Raw genomic sequence first — 14,980 nt, 5'->3', positions numbered from 1 at the left:
AAGCCCGCTCCCCTTTAGTGTGCAGGCGATTTATGATAAAATGGGAAGAATGAATAGAGCAGGGCATACGATATTGAATAGAACAGGTGTGTGAAAATGAAACCCTTTATATACGATTACTCTTTGGAAGAACTGCAGCAGTGGGCTGTGGAGCAGGGAGAACCCGCTTTTCGCGGCGGTCAGATTTTTGATTGGCTGTATGTGAAACGCGTCAGCTCTTTCGAGGAAATGACCAACCTATCGAAAACGCTGAGGCAAAAGCTGGACGACCAGTTTGCGTTCGTCACGCTGAATGAAATCGCCAAGTACGAATCTAAGGATGGAACGGTGAAGTTCCTATTCGGTCTGCATGACGATCATGCGATCGAGACGGTCATCATGAAACACAACTACGGCAACAGCATTTGCGTTACGACCCAAGTCGGGTGTAAAGTAGGCTGTACGTTCTGCGCGTCGACGCTTGGCGGTTTGAAGCGAAACCTGACGCCCGGAGAAATTGTTGCCCAAGTGGTTCAGGCGCAGAAGATCCTTGATGCTCGCGACGAGCGGGTAAGCAGCATCGTTATCATGGGCACGGGCGAGCCATTCGAAAATTACGAAGCGACGATGAAATTTTTACGAATTATGATTCATGAAAAGGGCTTGAACATTGGACAACGGCATATTACTGTATCAACGAGCGGTATTGTCCCGAACATTTACAAGTTTGCCGATGAAGATACCCAAATCAATCTGGCAATCTCGATTCATGCGCCAAACGATGCGCTGCGCTCGAAGCTGATGCCGGTTAACCGGCGGTTTCCGTTTGATGACGTGATGGAAGCGCTCCGGTATTATATCGCTAAAACCGGGCGCCGCGTGACCTTCGAATACGCCCTTATCGGCGGGGTAAACGATCAACCCGAGCATGCCGAGGAGTTGGCGGGCGTGCTCAAGAATATGCTTTGCCATGTAAATTTGATTCCGGTAAACTATGTGCCGGAGCGCAAGTACGTAAGAACCTCAAGAAATGATATTTTCCAGTTTCAACGCATATTGGCGGATCACGGCGTGAACGTGACGATCCGCCGGGAGCAAGGCCATGATATTGCGGCTGCCTGCGGGCAACTGCGGGCGAAGCATATGGAGTCTGGTGCGAGGTGATCGAATGTGTTAAAAACGGTTTATGTCAGTGATGTTGGACGAGTTCGCTCGGTCAACGAGGATTGTATTCGGGTGGATCGTCTGGAGCAGGGGTACACCCTAGGGATCGTAGCCGACGGAATGGGCGGCCATCAGGCTGGTGACATTGCCAGCCGCTTGACGGTGGAGACGGTGACGCATGATTTGGCTGAACTTCCTGCGGGGTTGACCGTACAAGCTTTTGGCGAAGAATTGAAAAAAGCGATTCTTCATGCAAATGAGATCGTCTACAAGGAAGCCGGGGAACATGAGGAGTACCACAACATGGGAACGACGGTCGTCGCCGTTTTGATGAACGGCCGGGAAGGAATCATCGGCCATATTGGGGACAGCCGGGCTTATGTATTCCGGCAAGGGAAGATAATACAACTCACCGACGACCATTCACTGGTCAATGAGCTTTTGAAAAACAAGCAGATCAGCGAAGAAGAAGCGAGTTTCCACCCGCATCGCAACGTCGTAACCCGTGCACTCGGAACCGACGCTCAGGTCGCGGTGGATATGAATCCCGTTTCTTTGGAGCCCGGCGAGATCCTGATGTTATGCAGCGATGGACTCAGCAATTACGTAACACCGGAACAAATGACCCAAACGCTGGGATCGGAAGGTCTTGACCTCGAGGACCGTGCAGACCGGATGCTTCGATTGGCGCTTCTTGCGGGAGGCGACGATAATATCAGCATTGCATTGCTGGAATACGAAGAAGACGGCGGGTCAGGTAAAAAGGAGTGGATTTCATGATCGGACACGAATTGGGCGGTCGTTATCAAATTATCGAACGGATTGGCGGAGGCGGAATGGCGCTGGTGTACAAAGCGCAGGATATTTTGCTGAACCGCAACGTGGCCATTAAAGTGCTGCGCCAACAATTTGTGAATGACGAGGAATTTATTCGGCGCTTCCGCCGGGAAGCGCAATCGGCCGCTTCTTTGTCGCATCCGAACATCGTCAGCGTATACGATGTGGGACAAGAGGACGATGTTCATTATATCGTTATGGAATACGTGGAAGGCCAAAACTTAAACGAGATTATTAAAGAGCGGGCTCCTCTTCAGGTAGAAGAGGCGGTTCGCATTGCGTCGCAAATTGCCGATGCGCTGGATCATGCCCATCATAACCAGATTATTCATCGCGATATTAAACCTCATAACATATTGATCGGGCGCAATGGACGCGTAAAAGTGACCGATTTCGGGATTGCCCGCGCGGTTACTTCTTCCACCATTACCCAAACGGGAGCCGTTGTTGGCTCCGTACATTATTTTTCTCCGGAGCATGCCAAGGGTGTAACAACCGGGGAGAAGTCCGATTTGTATTCTTTGGGAATCGTACTCTATCAAATGCTTACGGGCCGTCTTCCATTTCTTGGAGAGAGCCCTATTAGCGTCGCTCTTAAACATTTGCAGGAGCATTTCGACGAGCCGCGCATGGTAAATCCGATGATCCCGCAAAGCGTAGAAAATATTATTTTAAAATCGATGCGTAAAAATCCGGATGAAAGATACCAATCGGCGAAAGAAATGCTGCGAGATCTCGAAACCTGCCTGCTCCCGGAAAGACGCACGGAATCCAAAGTGGCCTTTATGGATGAAATCGATGAAGACAGCACTCGGGTCGTGCCGGCGATCAAACCGCAAAACATTCAGGGCGGAAACATGTCGAAATTGTCGCGAGATAGCCAGCGGGGGGATAACCAGGCTTCCGAGGAGCGCGGCGCACCCAAAAAGAAAGCAAAAGGGAAAGCGGCGCTTTGGATCAGTTTGACGCTCGTCGTACTGCTCGCTTTGGCGGGTGTGGCTTGGTACGTAACCAATCTTGTTACCGTTCATGACGTGAAGGTGCCGGGCGTTATCAATCTGTCCGAGCAGGAAGCGATCACGAAAATTACCGCCGCCGGAATTGTCGTAGGCGATGTTGCCCGGAGTTACAAAGAAGGCGTCAATGAAGGCATAGTTTATGAGCAGGATAAGCCGGAAGGCACGATGGTCAAAGAGGGTTCGACGTTGAATATTACGGTGAGTACGGCAAAACCGCTGGAAAAGATGCCTTCGGTCACCACGCTTTCTTATGATGATGCGGTTGAGCAATTGGTGGCGCACGGAATCAATCAGGATCAGATCACCAAAACGGAGGAAAACAACGACGAGGAAGAAGGCCAAGTTATCAGCCAGGATCCTGTAGCCGGGTCGGACTATGATCCCGCTGCGGTGCAAATTGTGCTGAAAGTCAGCAAGGGGCCGGAGGAAGTGCTGATGCCGAATCTGGTCAACAAGACGCAGGCTGAAGCCGAAGCGGAAATTGAGAAGGCGGGTCTTGTACTTGCCGAAGATGGAATCAAGGAAGAGCCAAGCTTTGAAATCGAGGCGGGCAAAGTCACAAAACAGTGGCCGTATGCTCCAAATGACAAGGTAACGCCGGGAGAGAAAGTGACACTGTTCATCAGCTCGGGTTATCCGCCGGAGGCTCTGACATACACTTATCAAGTGCCGGTTCTTCCGGCGACGGAAGGCCAAACCAGCAAAATCCGCATCGTTTTTGACGACGCGAAGGGCGAGAATCAGGAGTGGGGAACCGAACCGGTCGGCAAGGCGAAATATCTTGCGGTCGACCTGGTTCTAGCGCCAAACGCAAACGGAACCGTTAGGGTCTACCGTGACGGAGCGCTGTGGCAAACTTATCAAGTAGCGTACATCGATGCCAAGCAAGGAACCGTGCCTGATCCCGGATTTCCTGACCAAGGCGGGCAAGAAACGGACGAAAACACGATGGATATGGACTCTGGGGACAATCTTCCGGATACCGGGATGATTTTTTCGGGAAAGACGGCCTTCGTGGATAGCCATAATCCAGGGAAGAAAAGCGGAAAGAGAAAGTAAGCGCGAAAGGAAAGCGAGGCTAATGCATGCCGGAAGGCTTAATTGTTAAGGCGTTAAGCGGTTATTATTACGTGAAGCCCACAGACTCGGCGCCGGATGACTTGATCCAGTGCCGAGGCCGCGGCATCTTTAAAAAAAAGGGGATCACTCCGCTTGTAGGAGATCATGTCGTATATTCGCCTACGGAGAATGGGGAAGGGACCGTGGATGAAATTTTGCCGCGGGAAACCGAACTCATTCGGCCGCCCATCGCTAACGCGAGATTAGCTGTGCTGTTGTTCTCGTTGCGGGAGCCGGATTTAAATCTGCAGCTTCTGGACAAGTTTTTGGTGCACATCGAGCATTCGGGACTGCGGGCATTGATTTGCTTGACGAAGGAAGATTTGCTGGAGGAAGACGCCGCGGAGAAAAACCGGGAAATTCTCGGCGAGGTTGGAGAACTGTACAAATCGATTGGATATGACGTGATCGTGACAAGTTCTGTCACCGGGATGGGGACAGGAGAAGTAAAATCGTATCTGGCCGGCGAAATCAGCGTTTTCTCCGGGCAGTCGGGCGTGGGAAAATCGTCGCTGCTGAATGCGATGCTTCCCGGGCTTGAGCTTGAGACCAGCGAAATTAGCCTTAAGCTGGGTAGAGGACGCCATACGACGCGTCATGTGGAACTGATCGGGCTCGATAACGGCGGTTATGTCGCGGATACACCGGGCTTTAGCCAGCTGGATTTTCTGGAGCTGGGGGTCCAGGAACTTTCAAGCTGCTTCCGGGAATTTATTCCTTATGCGGAGGATTGCAAGTTTCAGGACTGCAGCCATTTGCACGAACCGGGATGCAAAGTTCGGGAAGCGGCGGAACAAGGCAAAATTGCCGCAAGCCGGTATGAGCATTACGTACAATTTCATGCAGAGATGAAAGACAAAAAACGGAGGTACTAAACATCATGAATGATATCTTTATTGCGCCGTCGATTTTGTCCGCGGACTTTGCCAAATTGGGCGAGGAAGTTGCCGACGTGGAACGCGGCGGCGCCGATTGGCTTCATATTGACGTGATGGACGGGCATTTCGTGCCGAACCTGACTTTCGGTCCGCTGGTTATGGGGGCGATTGCTCCGCTGACGAAGCTACCGCTTGACGTTCATTTAATGATTGAGAAACCGGAAACTTACGTGCCCGCTTTTGCCAAAGCCGGGGCGCACCTGATTACGGTTCACGCGGAAGCCTGCACTCATCTGCATCGCGTTGTTCATCTCATCAAAGAGCAGGGTGCAAAAGCGGGAGTTGCTCTCAATCCGGCAACACCTGCGTCCGCGGTGCGCGAAATTTTGGAGGATCTTGATCTTGTGCTGGTCATGACGGTGAATCCGGGGTTCGGAGGACAAGCGTTTATTCCGGGAACCTTGCGCAAAATACGAGAATTAAAAGAATGGAAGGAACAATTGGGCCTGACCCATCTACGAATTGAAGTGGATGGGGGAATTTCGGCGGCAACGGCACCGCTGGTTGTCGAAGCCGGGGCGGATGTTCTTGTCGCCGGAAACGCCGTGTTCGGCAAGACCGACCGCCGAAAAGCGATCGCCGAAATCCGCGAAAGCCTTGTCTCCAAGGCATAGGCTCTTCAATATACGCATACAATGGGTTACATGAGCAGGGTTCTCATGTAGCCTATTTTTTTGCCGTAGGAATACACGGGGAAACGTAACGAAACATAGAATATGGGTGAAGGTATGAGCTGATGGGGAGGGTGAACGATGAAATTTTACACATTCAAGCTGCCTAAGTTTTTGGGAGGATTCGTGAAAGCCGTTCTGAACACATTTCACAAAAATTAAAGGCGGCCCAGTGCCGCCTGTTAAAGAAAGGGCGTGACGCGCACGGGCTCCGCCTTTTATGCCGAATGAACGAATGGTTCCACTAATGGTCAGGGGATATTGATCTTGCAAGACTTCAGAACAGGAGACATCAAAAAAGCACCTCTACGGATAAAGGTGCTTTTTGTCTATATGCTTATTCCCGGCATTATACGCGGGTCAGTTTACCGGATTTCAAAGCCCGAGTGCTGACGTATACGCGTTTTGGTTTGCCGTCTACCAAGATACGGACTTTCTGCACGTTTACGCCCCAAGAGCGACGATTGCGGTTATTAGCGTGAGAGACATGGTTACCGCTGCTTGGCTTTTTGCCAGTTACATAACATTTGCGAGACATTTATTACACCTCCTGTTCCAACTCATAAAACAACACTTAAATATAATATCACAGTAAAAAAAGTCCCGTCAACCGAAAGCCTTCAAGAATATTAATCCCGATCATAAATCGAATTTATGTTTCAAATTCCATGCTTCCTTTGCGAATTTATGAGAGCGCTTTAAGGGGAGCATGGTTTTGTGTCTCCGGAAGAATTCGGATTGCGAGCGAGGGAAGACTCTTTTATTTATTTCTCTTTGTTCTTATAGTACAATGTTGTTTAGTCCATAATAATTTCAAGGGAGGAGTGAATGCAGGCGTGGCTATAGAATTAAAGACCGAATATGGACAGATTGATATTTCGGAGGAAGCAATAGCGGTTATCGCCGGATCGGCCGCCATGGAATGTTATGGACTGGTGGGAATGGCAAGCCGAAAGCAATTAAAGGACGGCATTGCCGAATTGCTGGGACGGGAGAACTTTGCCCGGGGTGTGGAAGTGAGCCTAGATAACAATAAATTAGCTATTCATCTTTATATCATAGTCAGTTACGGCACGAAAATTTCCGAGGTCGCACACAACATTCAGCTAAAAGTAAAATATATTTTAAGCCAAATTATCGGACTCGATGTGGCCTATGTGAACATCGCGGTCCAAGGCGTACGTGTATCAAGCTAGGAAGGGGAATTATCATTGAGTAAGCGTTCTTTGAATGGAGCAGATTTTACCGCCATGGTATTAGCCGGTGCGGATCGGCTTTCGCAGCATGCCGAGCACGTCAATTCCCTGAATGTATTCCCGGTACCCGACGGGGACACCGGTACGAATATGAATTTGACGATGACGGCAGGCGTGGCTGAATTGAAAACGTACGGAGCGGGAGGTGTAGGCAGCAGAGCGGGAACTTTATCCAAAGGCCTGCTGATGGGCGCTCGTGGAAATTCCGGCGTTATTCTATCCCAATTATTCCGGGGGTTTGGCCGTTACGCCGCCACTTACGATGAATTGAATGCGATTCAATTCGCCGCCGCCTTGCAAAGCGGTGTGGATACGGCTTATAAAGCGGTGGTGAAGCCTGTCGAAGGCACGATCCTGACGGTAGCGAAAGAAGCTGCCAAACACGCGGTTTATTATGCCAGAAGAACCACCGATATCAATGAACTGATGACGGAGGTTCTGAGCAAGGCGAAAGAAGCTCTAGCGGGGACGCCGGATCTGCTGCCCGTTTTGAAGCAGGTAGGGGTCGTCGATTCCGGGGGCCAGGGACTCGTTTATATTTACGAAGGATTTTTGGAAAGCTTGTCGGGTGCCGTTGTTTACGCGGCTGAGACGCACGGACAAGCTTCGGTTTTGAAGCCGCTGGCTGAGGTTCGCGAGTCCGCCGCGCATGCGCATGTGACATCCGCCCTTCCGGTTTCGGCGCAGGCCAAACTTGAAACTGAAGATATCGAATTTTTATATGATATGGAATTTTTCATTAACCGGAAGCTTGGTGAAATCCAAAATACGGTTTTTGACGAAAATCACTTTAGGAAAGCGCTGTCACAAAACGGCGATTCCATCATCGTGATTTCGGATGACGAAATCATTAAAGTACATGTCCATTCCAAAACGCCGGGAGATGTTCTGAATCTGGCCCTGCGTTACGGAGAAATCACGCAAATTCATATCCTGAACATGCGGGAGCAGCATCGGGATTTGCTCATTGCGGGCATGGATGCGGCTCCGATGCCGGAACTGTTCGCTGATATTCCCGCGGAAACCGCGCGTCAGGCCGACCCGGCCGAAATCCCGGCCGATGAGCTGGCTCCGTACGGTTTTATCGCGGTGGCTTCCGGACAAGGAATTTCCGATATTTTCACCAGTCTTGGCATTGATGTGGTTCTTTCGGGCGGCCAAACGATGAATCCGAGCACGGAGGACTTCGTGAATGCGATTCATTCCATCTCGGCGCAGCATATCTTCGTTCTGCCGAACAACTCGAACATTATTCTTGCGGCTCAGCAAGCGCGGGATCTTCTTGAGGGAGAGCGCAGCGTGATCGTGATTCCGAGCAAGAGCATTCCGCAAGGCATCGCGGCTGCATTTGCTTTTCAGGAAGAAGACAGTTTCGAAAACAATCAGGAAAACATGCAAAATGCGGTTCACAGCGTCAAAACGGGACAAGTCACCTATGCGATCCGCGACACGGTTTTTGATGATCTGGAGATCACCGCCGGAAATCATATCGGTATCGCCGATTCCAAAATCGTCGCCAGTGAAGAGGGGCTTTTGGAGACCTGCCAGGGATTGCTGGCCAAAATGCTCGATCGCGGTGATGAAATCGTTACGGTTCTGGTCGGCGAAGAAGCCGGAGCGGAAACAACGGACGCTCTGGTGGCGTGGATTCATGCGGAGTATCCCGACGCTGAAGTAGAGGTTCACAGCGGCGGTCAACCGATCTATAATTATTTATTCTCGGTAGAATCCTGACATCCCCTGAAGATCATGGGATGGATAATGAAAGGATGGAGATCCCTATGAGTCAGGCTGTCATTATCGCCGACAGCACGGCGGACGTTCCGCAGGAACTTGTTTCGGAATACGGCATACATATCGTGCCGATGCGGCTTGCCTTCGGCGAGCAATCTTATCTGGAAGGCATCGATATTACGGCGGAAGAGTTCTATGCGAAGCTCGCGGCTTCCCGCGATTTGCCGACGACTTCCCAGACGTCTCCGACACAGTATGTGGAAGTTTACCGCAATCTGCTGGAAGCTTATCCCGGCTCGCCGATTGTCTCGATTCACATTTCCTCCGGAATGAGCGGTACGTATCAATCGGCCGTTCTCGCCAAATCCATGCTGGAGGACGAGATTGGGGAGCCGGTTGACATTACGGTCATCGATTCCCTGTGCGCGACCTACGGCTTCGGCCTGCAGGTCGTTCATGCGGCAAGAATGGCCAAACGGGGGGCTTCGGCCGAAGAGATTCGGGCCGAGGTCGAGCGGCTCGGGAAAAGCCGCAGGCTTTATTTTCTGGTAGATTCACTGGAATATTTGCAAAAAGGCGGGCGAATCGGAAAAGCTGCGGCGATTCTCGGGACGCTGCTCAATATCAAGCCCATTTTATCGGTTGACCAGGAAGGCATTATTTATGCCGTTGAAAAAGTAAGAGGCCGCAAAAAAGCGGTATCCCGGGTCATCGATCTGTTCGTCAATGATTTCGGCGGGTTGAAGGATATCAACGTGGCGGTTTGCGACTGCGTAAATCCGGAGGGTGCCGAGGAAATGATTGAGCTTTTGCGCGAGCATTTTACGCTGCATGAAATCGTGCGGAACAGCATCGGTGCCGTCGTGGGCACGCATGTCGGCCCCGGCACGGTGGCCGTGTTTATTTGGCCGGCACAATAGTCCGGTTGAACGGCCGGATTTCTATAAAGCGAGGGATTTATGTTATGGAGTTGCATGAAATCCCCGTAAGGCAAGTCAGCGGCGTGAGCGCTCTTAAAACGGGAGAGCTTCACGCCTTTGGCATCTTTACGGTGAACGATCTAATCGAATATTACCCGTTCCGGTATGAGGACTACCGGATCCGTTCTTTGACGGAGATCAAGGACGGGGATAAAGTGACCGTGCAGGCGAAAATTATGGGGCTGCCCGTTCTGCAGCGGTATGGCCGAAAATCCAGACTGACCTGCAAAATGGTTGCGGAGGATTGGATGTTCACGGCAACCTGGTTCAATCGCCATTTTCTGAAGGACCAGCTAACCACCGGGCGCGAGATTGTACTCACAGGCAAATGGGATCAGCGGCGCAGTCAGCTGACCGTGTCGGAATCGGAATTTCCGGATCGCGGCACGCTGCGCAGCGGCAGCCTTCAGCCGGTTTATTCGGTGGGAGGCAATATCACGCAGGCCTGGATGCGCAAAACGATCGGACAGGCCCTGCTGCAGTACGGAGAGATGATTCCGGAGAATCTTCCGGCGGAGCTGATCCGAAAATACGATTTGATGCCGAGAAAACACGCCATCTTGCGGATTCACCAGCCGCAGGATAATGAGGAAGGGCAGCACGCCCGCCGCCGCATGGTCTATGAGGAGTTGTTCCTGTTCCAGCTTAAGCTGCAGGCTTATCGGGCGATGAATCATGATCGCATGGACGGAGTCCGCCATGAGGTGGATAACGGGACGGTGCGGGAATTCGTCCGCAGTCTGCCGTTTGAGCTGACGGACGCGCAGAAGAAGGTCGAGCTCGAGATTTTGCAGGATATGCGTTCGCCGTTCTGCATGAACCGCCTGCTGCAGGGAGACGTTGGCTCCGGCAAAACGGTCATCGCGGCAATCGCGCTGTATGCGGCGGTGAAATCGGGTCATCAGGGGGCGTTCATGGTGCCGACGGAAATTCTCGCCGAGCAGCATACCCGCTCGCTGACCCGCATGTTCGAGCCCTTCGGCATCACGGTAGGTCTGTTGACGGGCAGCTTGACCGGTCGAAAACGTAAAGATCTCCTGGCTTCGGTGCAAATGGGACTGACGGATATCGTCGTCGGTACGCACGCACTTATTCAGGAAGAAGTGTTCTTCCGCGCGCTGAGCCTTGTGGTTACGGATGAGCAGCACCGTTTCGGGGTGAATCAGCGCAGCATTCTGCGCCGCAAAGGCTTTAACCCCGATGTGCTGACCATGACCGCGACGCCTATTCCGCGGACGCTGGCCATTACCGCCTTTGGGGATATGGATGTCTCGACCTTGTCGGAACGGCCAAAAGGACGAAAGCCGATTTCGACGTATTGGGTCAAGCACGGGATGATGGACCGTGTCCTTGGGTTCATTTCCCGCGAGGTATCGCAGGGACGCCAGGCTTACCTGATCTGTCCGCTGATCGAGGAATCGGAGAAGCTCGACGTTCAGAACGCCATTGATCTGTATGTGTCCATGCAGCAGGCGTTCCCGGATTTTCGGGTCGGCCTGCTGCATGGCCGGATGACGTCGGCCGAAAAGGATGAGGTGATGCGCGCGTTCTACGACAACGAAGTGCAACTGCTCGTTTCGACGACCGTCGTTGAGGTCGGCGTGGACGTGCCTAACGCGACACTGATGATCGTCATGGACGCGGACCGCTTTGGCCTGTCGCAGCTGCACCAGCTGCGGGGCCGCGTAGGGCGGGGAGAGCACGCGTCGTACTGCGTGCTGATCGCCGATCCGAAGTCGGAGGTCGGTCAGGAGCGGATGAAGGTCATGACCGATACGGACGACGGCTTCGAAGTGGCCAGACGGGACCTGGAGCTGCGCGGTCCCGGGGATTTTTTCGGCACGAAGCAAAGCGGCGTGCCGGAATTCCGAATCGCGGACATGGTCAGCGATTTCGCGGTTTTGGAGGCGGCGCGGGACGATGCCGCCGGGTTGGTGGCGGGCGAGTCCTTTTGGACGTCGCCCGAGTACGGACCGCTGCGGGGGTATCTGCAGCGGGAGCAGATTTTGCAAGGTGAATTGATCGATTAGCCGCATAAGAAACAGCATATTTGAATGCCTTCCCGTCTCTCAATGGGAAGGCATCTTTTTGTTCTGTCCGGCTTGCGAAACTTGCCGACGCTCTTCGGTTTTACAAAGCAAATGCCGATGAAGCATAATATATAGAATAGAAATCGAATGGACGGATTTCGATCCGTCCGTTCTTGCACATTTTGTGCAATAGAATAATTTGGATATGGCCTTATGAGGAGGATAAAAGTGACGGGAAGCATTCTTGCCCAAATGGAGGCTGTCTTGGGGCGGCTTCCGGAATCGGAGCGTAAAGCCGCCAGATATATTCTGGACGGATCGGAGGAGGTTGCTTCACTAAGCATTCATACGCTGGCGGAGAAGGCCGGGACCAGTGCGGCCGCCATTACCCGCCTTAGCCGTTCTTTAGGCTTAACCGGTTTTCCCGATCTGAAGCTTCGATTGTCGGTCGACAACGCGAAACCTCAGAAGCCGGGTTATTACGATATCGAGCGAGACGAATCGCTGCAGAGCATTGTTTCGAAAACGGTGTCCAACAGTCTCCAGGCGATCCAAGATACTTTGCTTCATTTGCAGCCGGACACGATCCATCGGGTGATCGAAAGCATTCGCAAGGCTCCGGTTATCTACATGTACGGGATAGGCGCTTCCGCGATCGTGGCCGCCGATGCCGCTCAGAAGTGGCTGAGCCTTGGCAAGCAGGCTTCTGCGCTGCAGGACGAGCATTTGGTCGCCGCTGCGTTAGCGAGCGCTCCGCCGGACGCGCTGTTTTTGGGCGTTTCCTATAGCGGCAATACGAAAGAGGTGGTGCAGCTGTTTCGGGTTGCCAAACATTTTGGAGTCCGCACGATTGGTTTATCCAGATTTGGCAACCATAAAGTGGCGGAGCTGGCCGATGTGATGTTGTATTCGCCACAGGCTCCCGAAGCCACGCTGCGCAGCGGGGCCACCGGTTCACGGCTGGCTCAACTGGTCGTCGTCGATATTTTATTCATTGCGTACGCCTCCACTCAATATGAGGAAACGATCAAAAAGCTGGGACAAACGCATGAGGCCGTGTCATTCTTAAAGTAGCTGCATACGAAATAGATACACACGCCGTGAGGCATTTTTTGCTCGTCCTACGTATTTAACCGCACTATGTACAGCCTCTCCGTCATATATTAGCTATGAAGTTCCGGAATCGACGGGAGGTGCAATACGGCGTTGAGTTTCTATCAATATGGCATCAGTCCGCAACTGGTGGAACGGGTCAAGCAAAAACTTAAGAACCCGGCAACTAAGGATCGGATCAAAGGCCTGGTGAACGGCTTAACGAAAGCCGATCTGCAGGATCGCGTTAAGGTTCGCCGGCTTGTCAAGTCGGCTGCTTCGATTCTTGGCGAGCATCTGACCGGCGCCCAGGAAGAGCAAATCGTGCAGTTTGTGCTCGATCAGAGAATCGACCCGCGCAATACTCTCCATCTGCTGAGGTTGTGGGGAATGTTCCGATAAGCGCAAGGTTTCCATAAGGTGATGGTATAGTTCAAGGCATTCTTGGGGTGGGGCCGCTGGTAGATTGGCGGTCAGCGGTCCTAACCTTCGGGTGTGCGTCATGATAGCTTCTTTTGGATTCACCATTTTTTGCTGCGTGCCTGCAGGCACGGATTTTGGACAAGCCTTTCAAATCAGCGCCAATCCGGCGGAGGCTTAAGGAGGCCTAGAAATGATTATTTTGAAATCACCGAAAGAAATCGAAGAAATGAAAACCGCCGGCCAAATCGTTGCCGACTGTCATAGGGAAGCGGCCAAAATCATCGAGCCCGGCATCACCACGCTTGAGATCAACGATTTTGTCGCGCGGCATATCATCAAGTTGGGCGGCAAGCAGTTTACCAAAGGATACAACGGGTTTCCCGCAGAGACCTGCACATCGGTCAACGACGTAATTGCGCATGGATTTCCGTCAGCCCGTCCCCTCCAGGAGGGGGATTTGCTCAAACTTGACATTGTAGCGGAATATGACGGTTGGTTTGGTGATTCATGCTGGTGTTATGCGATAGGCGAAATCGGCGAGAAAGCCTCCAAGCTGATGAGAGTCACCAAAGAATGCCTCGATAAAGGAATCGCGCAAGCTTTACCCGGTAATCATCTCGGCGACGTGACTTCGGCGATTCAACGGCATGCGGAGGCGAGCGGCTTTTCGGTGGTGCGGGATTTGCTGGCCCACGGAATCGGAAGAAGCTTGCATGAAGAGCCGAGCTACGAACATATCGGGGTGGCCGGTAAAGGCATTCGCTTGAAGGAAGGCATGGTTTTCACCATTGAACCGATGATTAACGAAGGCACTTTTCGCATTATGATCGATGAAGACCGGTGGACGGCGCGCACGGCGGATGGGAAACTGTCGGCCCAGTATGAACATACCATCGCAATGACTTCGGACGGTCCATTGATTTTGACGGCTCATTAAGCTTCAAGATTGTTAGTTTATTCTATACTTGGCCGGCCGTTTTATTGCCTTAGCAGGTGTTTTGGGGCTTAATGGAGAATTTAACCATAGTTTGCGAGAAGCTGTCGATAGAAGGCGGGACGAGAAATGATAAACCGAATTCATATATTGGGCGCCTCGGGTTCCGGAACAACGACGCTCGGAAATGCCTTATCCGACAAGTTGGGCAGGGCGCATTTTGATACGGATCATTATTTTTGGCTGCCGACGGAAGTTCCTTTTACGGCGAAGAGAGACGAGCAGGAACGCGTCGAATTGCTGAAAAGCGACCTTAAAGCCAACAACGAATGGATTTTGTCCGGATCCTTATGCGGGTGGGGGGATCGTTTTATTCCTTGGTTTGACTTGGTTGTATTTCTATGGATTCCCCGGGATGTTCGGATCGAGCGGATTAAAGCAAGGGAGAAAATCCGCTATGGCAAAGAGGCCGAGGTTGGCGGAAATCGATATGAGGCCAGTCTGCAGTTTATCGAATGGGCGTCCATGTATGACGAAGGCGGGCCCGATATGCGCAGCAGGGCCATGCATGAAGCTTGGATGGCGAAGTTGGAATGCCCCGTACTAAGAATTGAAAACGATGTTCGAGCGAGCGTCGATGAACGTGTTAAACGAGTATTGGAGACGATGGAATCGTCAGAGCGTTAATGCAAAATGGTTGGAAGAACTAAGCACTACCATAACGAATGAGACAACATGCCCCGGCTTGAGGTAAGGAAGCGACCGCCGGGGCTTTTGTTTAGCCACAAAACGTTCTGAAACGGA

Annotated in this window: 15 protein-coding genes; 14 read left to right on the top strand and 1 reads right to left on the bottom strand. The window is 52.1% G+C overall.

Annotation, left to right across the window (positions count from 1 at the left end; genetic code table 11):
- Positions 1–96 precede the first annotated feature (96 nt).
- The 6 genes from rlmN to spoVM all read left to right on the top strand — a co-directional run bounded on the left by rlmN (position 97) and on the right by spoVM (position 5,889).
- Positions 97–1,143, top strand: a complete 1,047-nt coding sequence (rlmN, locus tag ACI48K_RS04260) for a dual-specificity RNA methyltransferase RlmN (protein WP_475026219.1) — start codon at positions 97–99, stop codon at positions 1,141–1,143.
- A gap of 6 nt (positions 1,144–1,149) precedes the next feature.
- A complete protein-coding gene (locus ACI48K_RS04255) occupies positions 1,150–1,923 on the top strand; it encodes a Stp1/IreP family PP2C-type Ser/Thr phosphatase (protein WP_475026217.1) in 774 nt (257 codons plus the stop codon).
- Positions 1,920–4,058 (top strand): Stk1 family PASTA domain-containing Ser/Thr kinase, encoded by a 2,139-nt coding sequence (pknB, locus tag ACI48K_RS04250; RefSeq protein WP_475026216.1) that lies wholly within the window; start codon positions 1,920–1,922, stop codon positions 4,056–4,058. Before ACI48K_RS04255 ends, pknB begins: the two co-directional genes overlap by 4 nt.
- A gap of 26 nt (positions 4,059–4,084) precedes the next feature.
- Positions 4,085–4,993, top strand: coding sequence for a ribosome small subunit-dependent GTPase A (gene rsgA, locus ACI48K_RS04245; protein WP_475026215.1), 909 nt, complete (start codon positions 4,085–4,087; stop codon positions 4,991–4,993).
- 5 nt (positions 4,994–4,998) lie between these two features.
- Positions 4,999–5,670, top strand: a complete 672-nt coding sequence (gene rpe / locus ACI48K_RS04240) for a ribulose-phosphate 3-epimerase (RefSeq protein WP_475026214.1) — start codon at positions 4,999–5,001, stop codon at positions 5,668–5,670.
- Positions 5,671–5,808: 138 nt separating this feature from the next.
- A complete protein-coding gene (gene spoVM / locus ACI48K_RS04235; protein WP_036621610.1) occupies positions 5,809–5,889 on the top strand; it encodes a stage V sporulation protein SpoVM in 81 nt (26 codons plus the stop codon).
- A gap of 187 nt (positions 5,890–6,076) precedes the next feature.
- On the opposite strand, the gene rpmB is transcribed toward spoVM, so the two are convergent.
- On the bottom strand, positions 6,077–6,265 hold the full coding sequence (gene rpmB / locus ACI48K_RS04230; RefSeq protein ID WP_068781907.1) for a 50S ribosomal protein L28: 189 nt from the start codon (positions 6,263–6,265) through the stop codon (positions 6,077–6,079).
- A gap of 298 nt (positions 6,266–6,563) precedes the next feature.
- Here rpmB and ACI48K_RS04225 point away from each other — a divergent pair, with 298 nt between their 5' ends.
- From ACI48K_RS04225 to ACI48K_RS04190, 8 genes are all read left to right on the top strand, one after another.
- Positions 6,564–6,923 (top strand): Asp23/Gls24 family envelope stress response protein, encoded by a 360-nt coding sequence (locus ACI48K_RS04225; protein ID WP_475026212.1) that lies wholly within the window; start codon positions 6,564–6,566, stop codon positions 6,921–6,923.
- 15 nt (positions 6,924–6,938) lie between these two features.
- Positions 6,939–8,717, top strand: a complete 1,779-nt coding sequence (locus ACI48K_RS04220) for a DAK2 domain-containing protein (protein WP_475026211.1) — start codon at positions 6,939–6,941, stop codon at positions 8,715–8,717.
- Positions 8,718–8,764: 47 nt separating this feature from the next.
- The gene (locus ACI48K_RS04215) at positions 8,765–9,637 is read left to right on the top strand and encodes a DegV family protein (RefSeq protein ID WP_475026210.1); all 873 of its coding nucleotides are present in this window, start codon (positions 8,765–8,767) and stop codon (positions 9,635–9,637) included.
- Between the two features lie 44 nt (positions 9,638–9,681).
- On the top strand, positions 9,682–11,727 hold the full coding sequence (gene recG / locus ACI48K_RS04210) for an ATP-dependent DNA helicase RecG (protein WP_475026209.1): 2,046 nt from the start codon (positions 9,682–9,684) through the stop codon (positions 11,725–11,727).
- Between the two features lie 228 nt (positions 11,728–11,955).
- Positions 11,956–12,801 (top strand): MurR/RpiR family transcriptional regulator, encoded by an 846-nt coding sequence (locus tag ACI48K_RS04205; protein ID WP_475026208.1) that lies wholly within the window; start codon positions 11,956–11,958, stop codon positions 12,799–12,801.
- Positions 12,802–12,933: 132 nt separating this feature from the next.
- Positions 12,934–13,221, top strand: coding sequence for a stage VI sporulation protein F (locus tag ACI48K_RS04200; RefSeq protein WP_475026207.1), 288 nt, complete (start codon positions 12,934–12,936; stop codon positions 13,219–13,221).
- Between the two features lie 211 nt (positions 13,222–13,432).
- Positions 13,433–14,179, top strand: a complete 747-nt coding sequence (gene map / locus ACI48K_RS04195) for a type I methionyl aminopeptidase (RefSeq protein ID WP_475026206.1) — start codon at positions 13,433–13,435, stop codon at positions 14,177–14,179.
- A 126-nt stretch (positions 14,180–14,305) separates the two neighbouring features.
- A complete protein-coding gene (locus ACI48K_RS04190) occupies positions 14,306–14,863 on the top strand; it encodes an ATP-binding protein (RefSeq protein ID WP_475026205.1) in 558 nt (185 codons plus the stop codon).
- Positions 14,864–14,980 lie beyond the last annotated feature (117 nt).

It is taken from the genome of Paenibacillus terrisolis, from assembly GCF_056171975.1.
The sequence above is the reverse complement of the archived record's forward strand: the minus strand, read 5'-3'. Positions and strand labels throughout refer to the sequence as shown.

Coding starts and splice junctions, on each gene's coding strand:
- ACI48K_RS04215 (WP_475026210.1), top strand. CDS start 8,765: ATGAGTCAGGCTGTCATTATCGCCGACAGCACGGCGGACGTTCCGCAG.
- pknB (WP_475026216.1), top strand. CDS start 1,920: ATGATCGGACACGAATTGGGCGGTCGTTATCAAATTATCGAACGGATT.
- rlmN (WP_475026219.1), top strand. CDS start 97: ATGAAACCCTTTATATACGATTACTCTTTGGAAGAACTGCAGCAGTGG.
- rsgA (WP_475026215.1), top strand. CDS start 4,085: ATGCCGGAAGGCTTAATTGTTAAGGCGTTAAGCGGTTATTATTACGTG.
- map (WP_475026206.1), top strand. CDS start 13,433: ATGATTATTTTGAAATCACCGAAAGAAATCGAAGAAATGAAAACCGCC.
- spoVM (WP_036621610.1), top strand. CDS start 5,809: ATGAAATTTTACACATTCAAGCTGCCTAAGTTTTTGGGAGGATTCGTG.
- rpmB (WP_068781907.1), bottom strand. CDS start 6,265: ATGTCTCGCAAATGTTATGTAACTGGCAAAAAGCCAAGCAGCGGTAAC.
- rpe (WP_475026214.1), top strand. CDS start 4,999: ATGAATGATATCTTTATTGCGCCGTCGATTTTGTCCGCGGACTTTGCC.
- recG (WP_475026209.1), top strand. CDS start 9,682: ATGGAGTTGCATGAAATCCCCGTAAGGCAAGTCAGCGGCGTGAGCGCT.
- ACI48K_RS04190 (WP_475026205.1), top strand. CDS start 14,306: ATGATAAACCGAATTCATATATTGGGCGCCTCGGGTTCCGGAACAACG.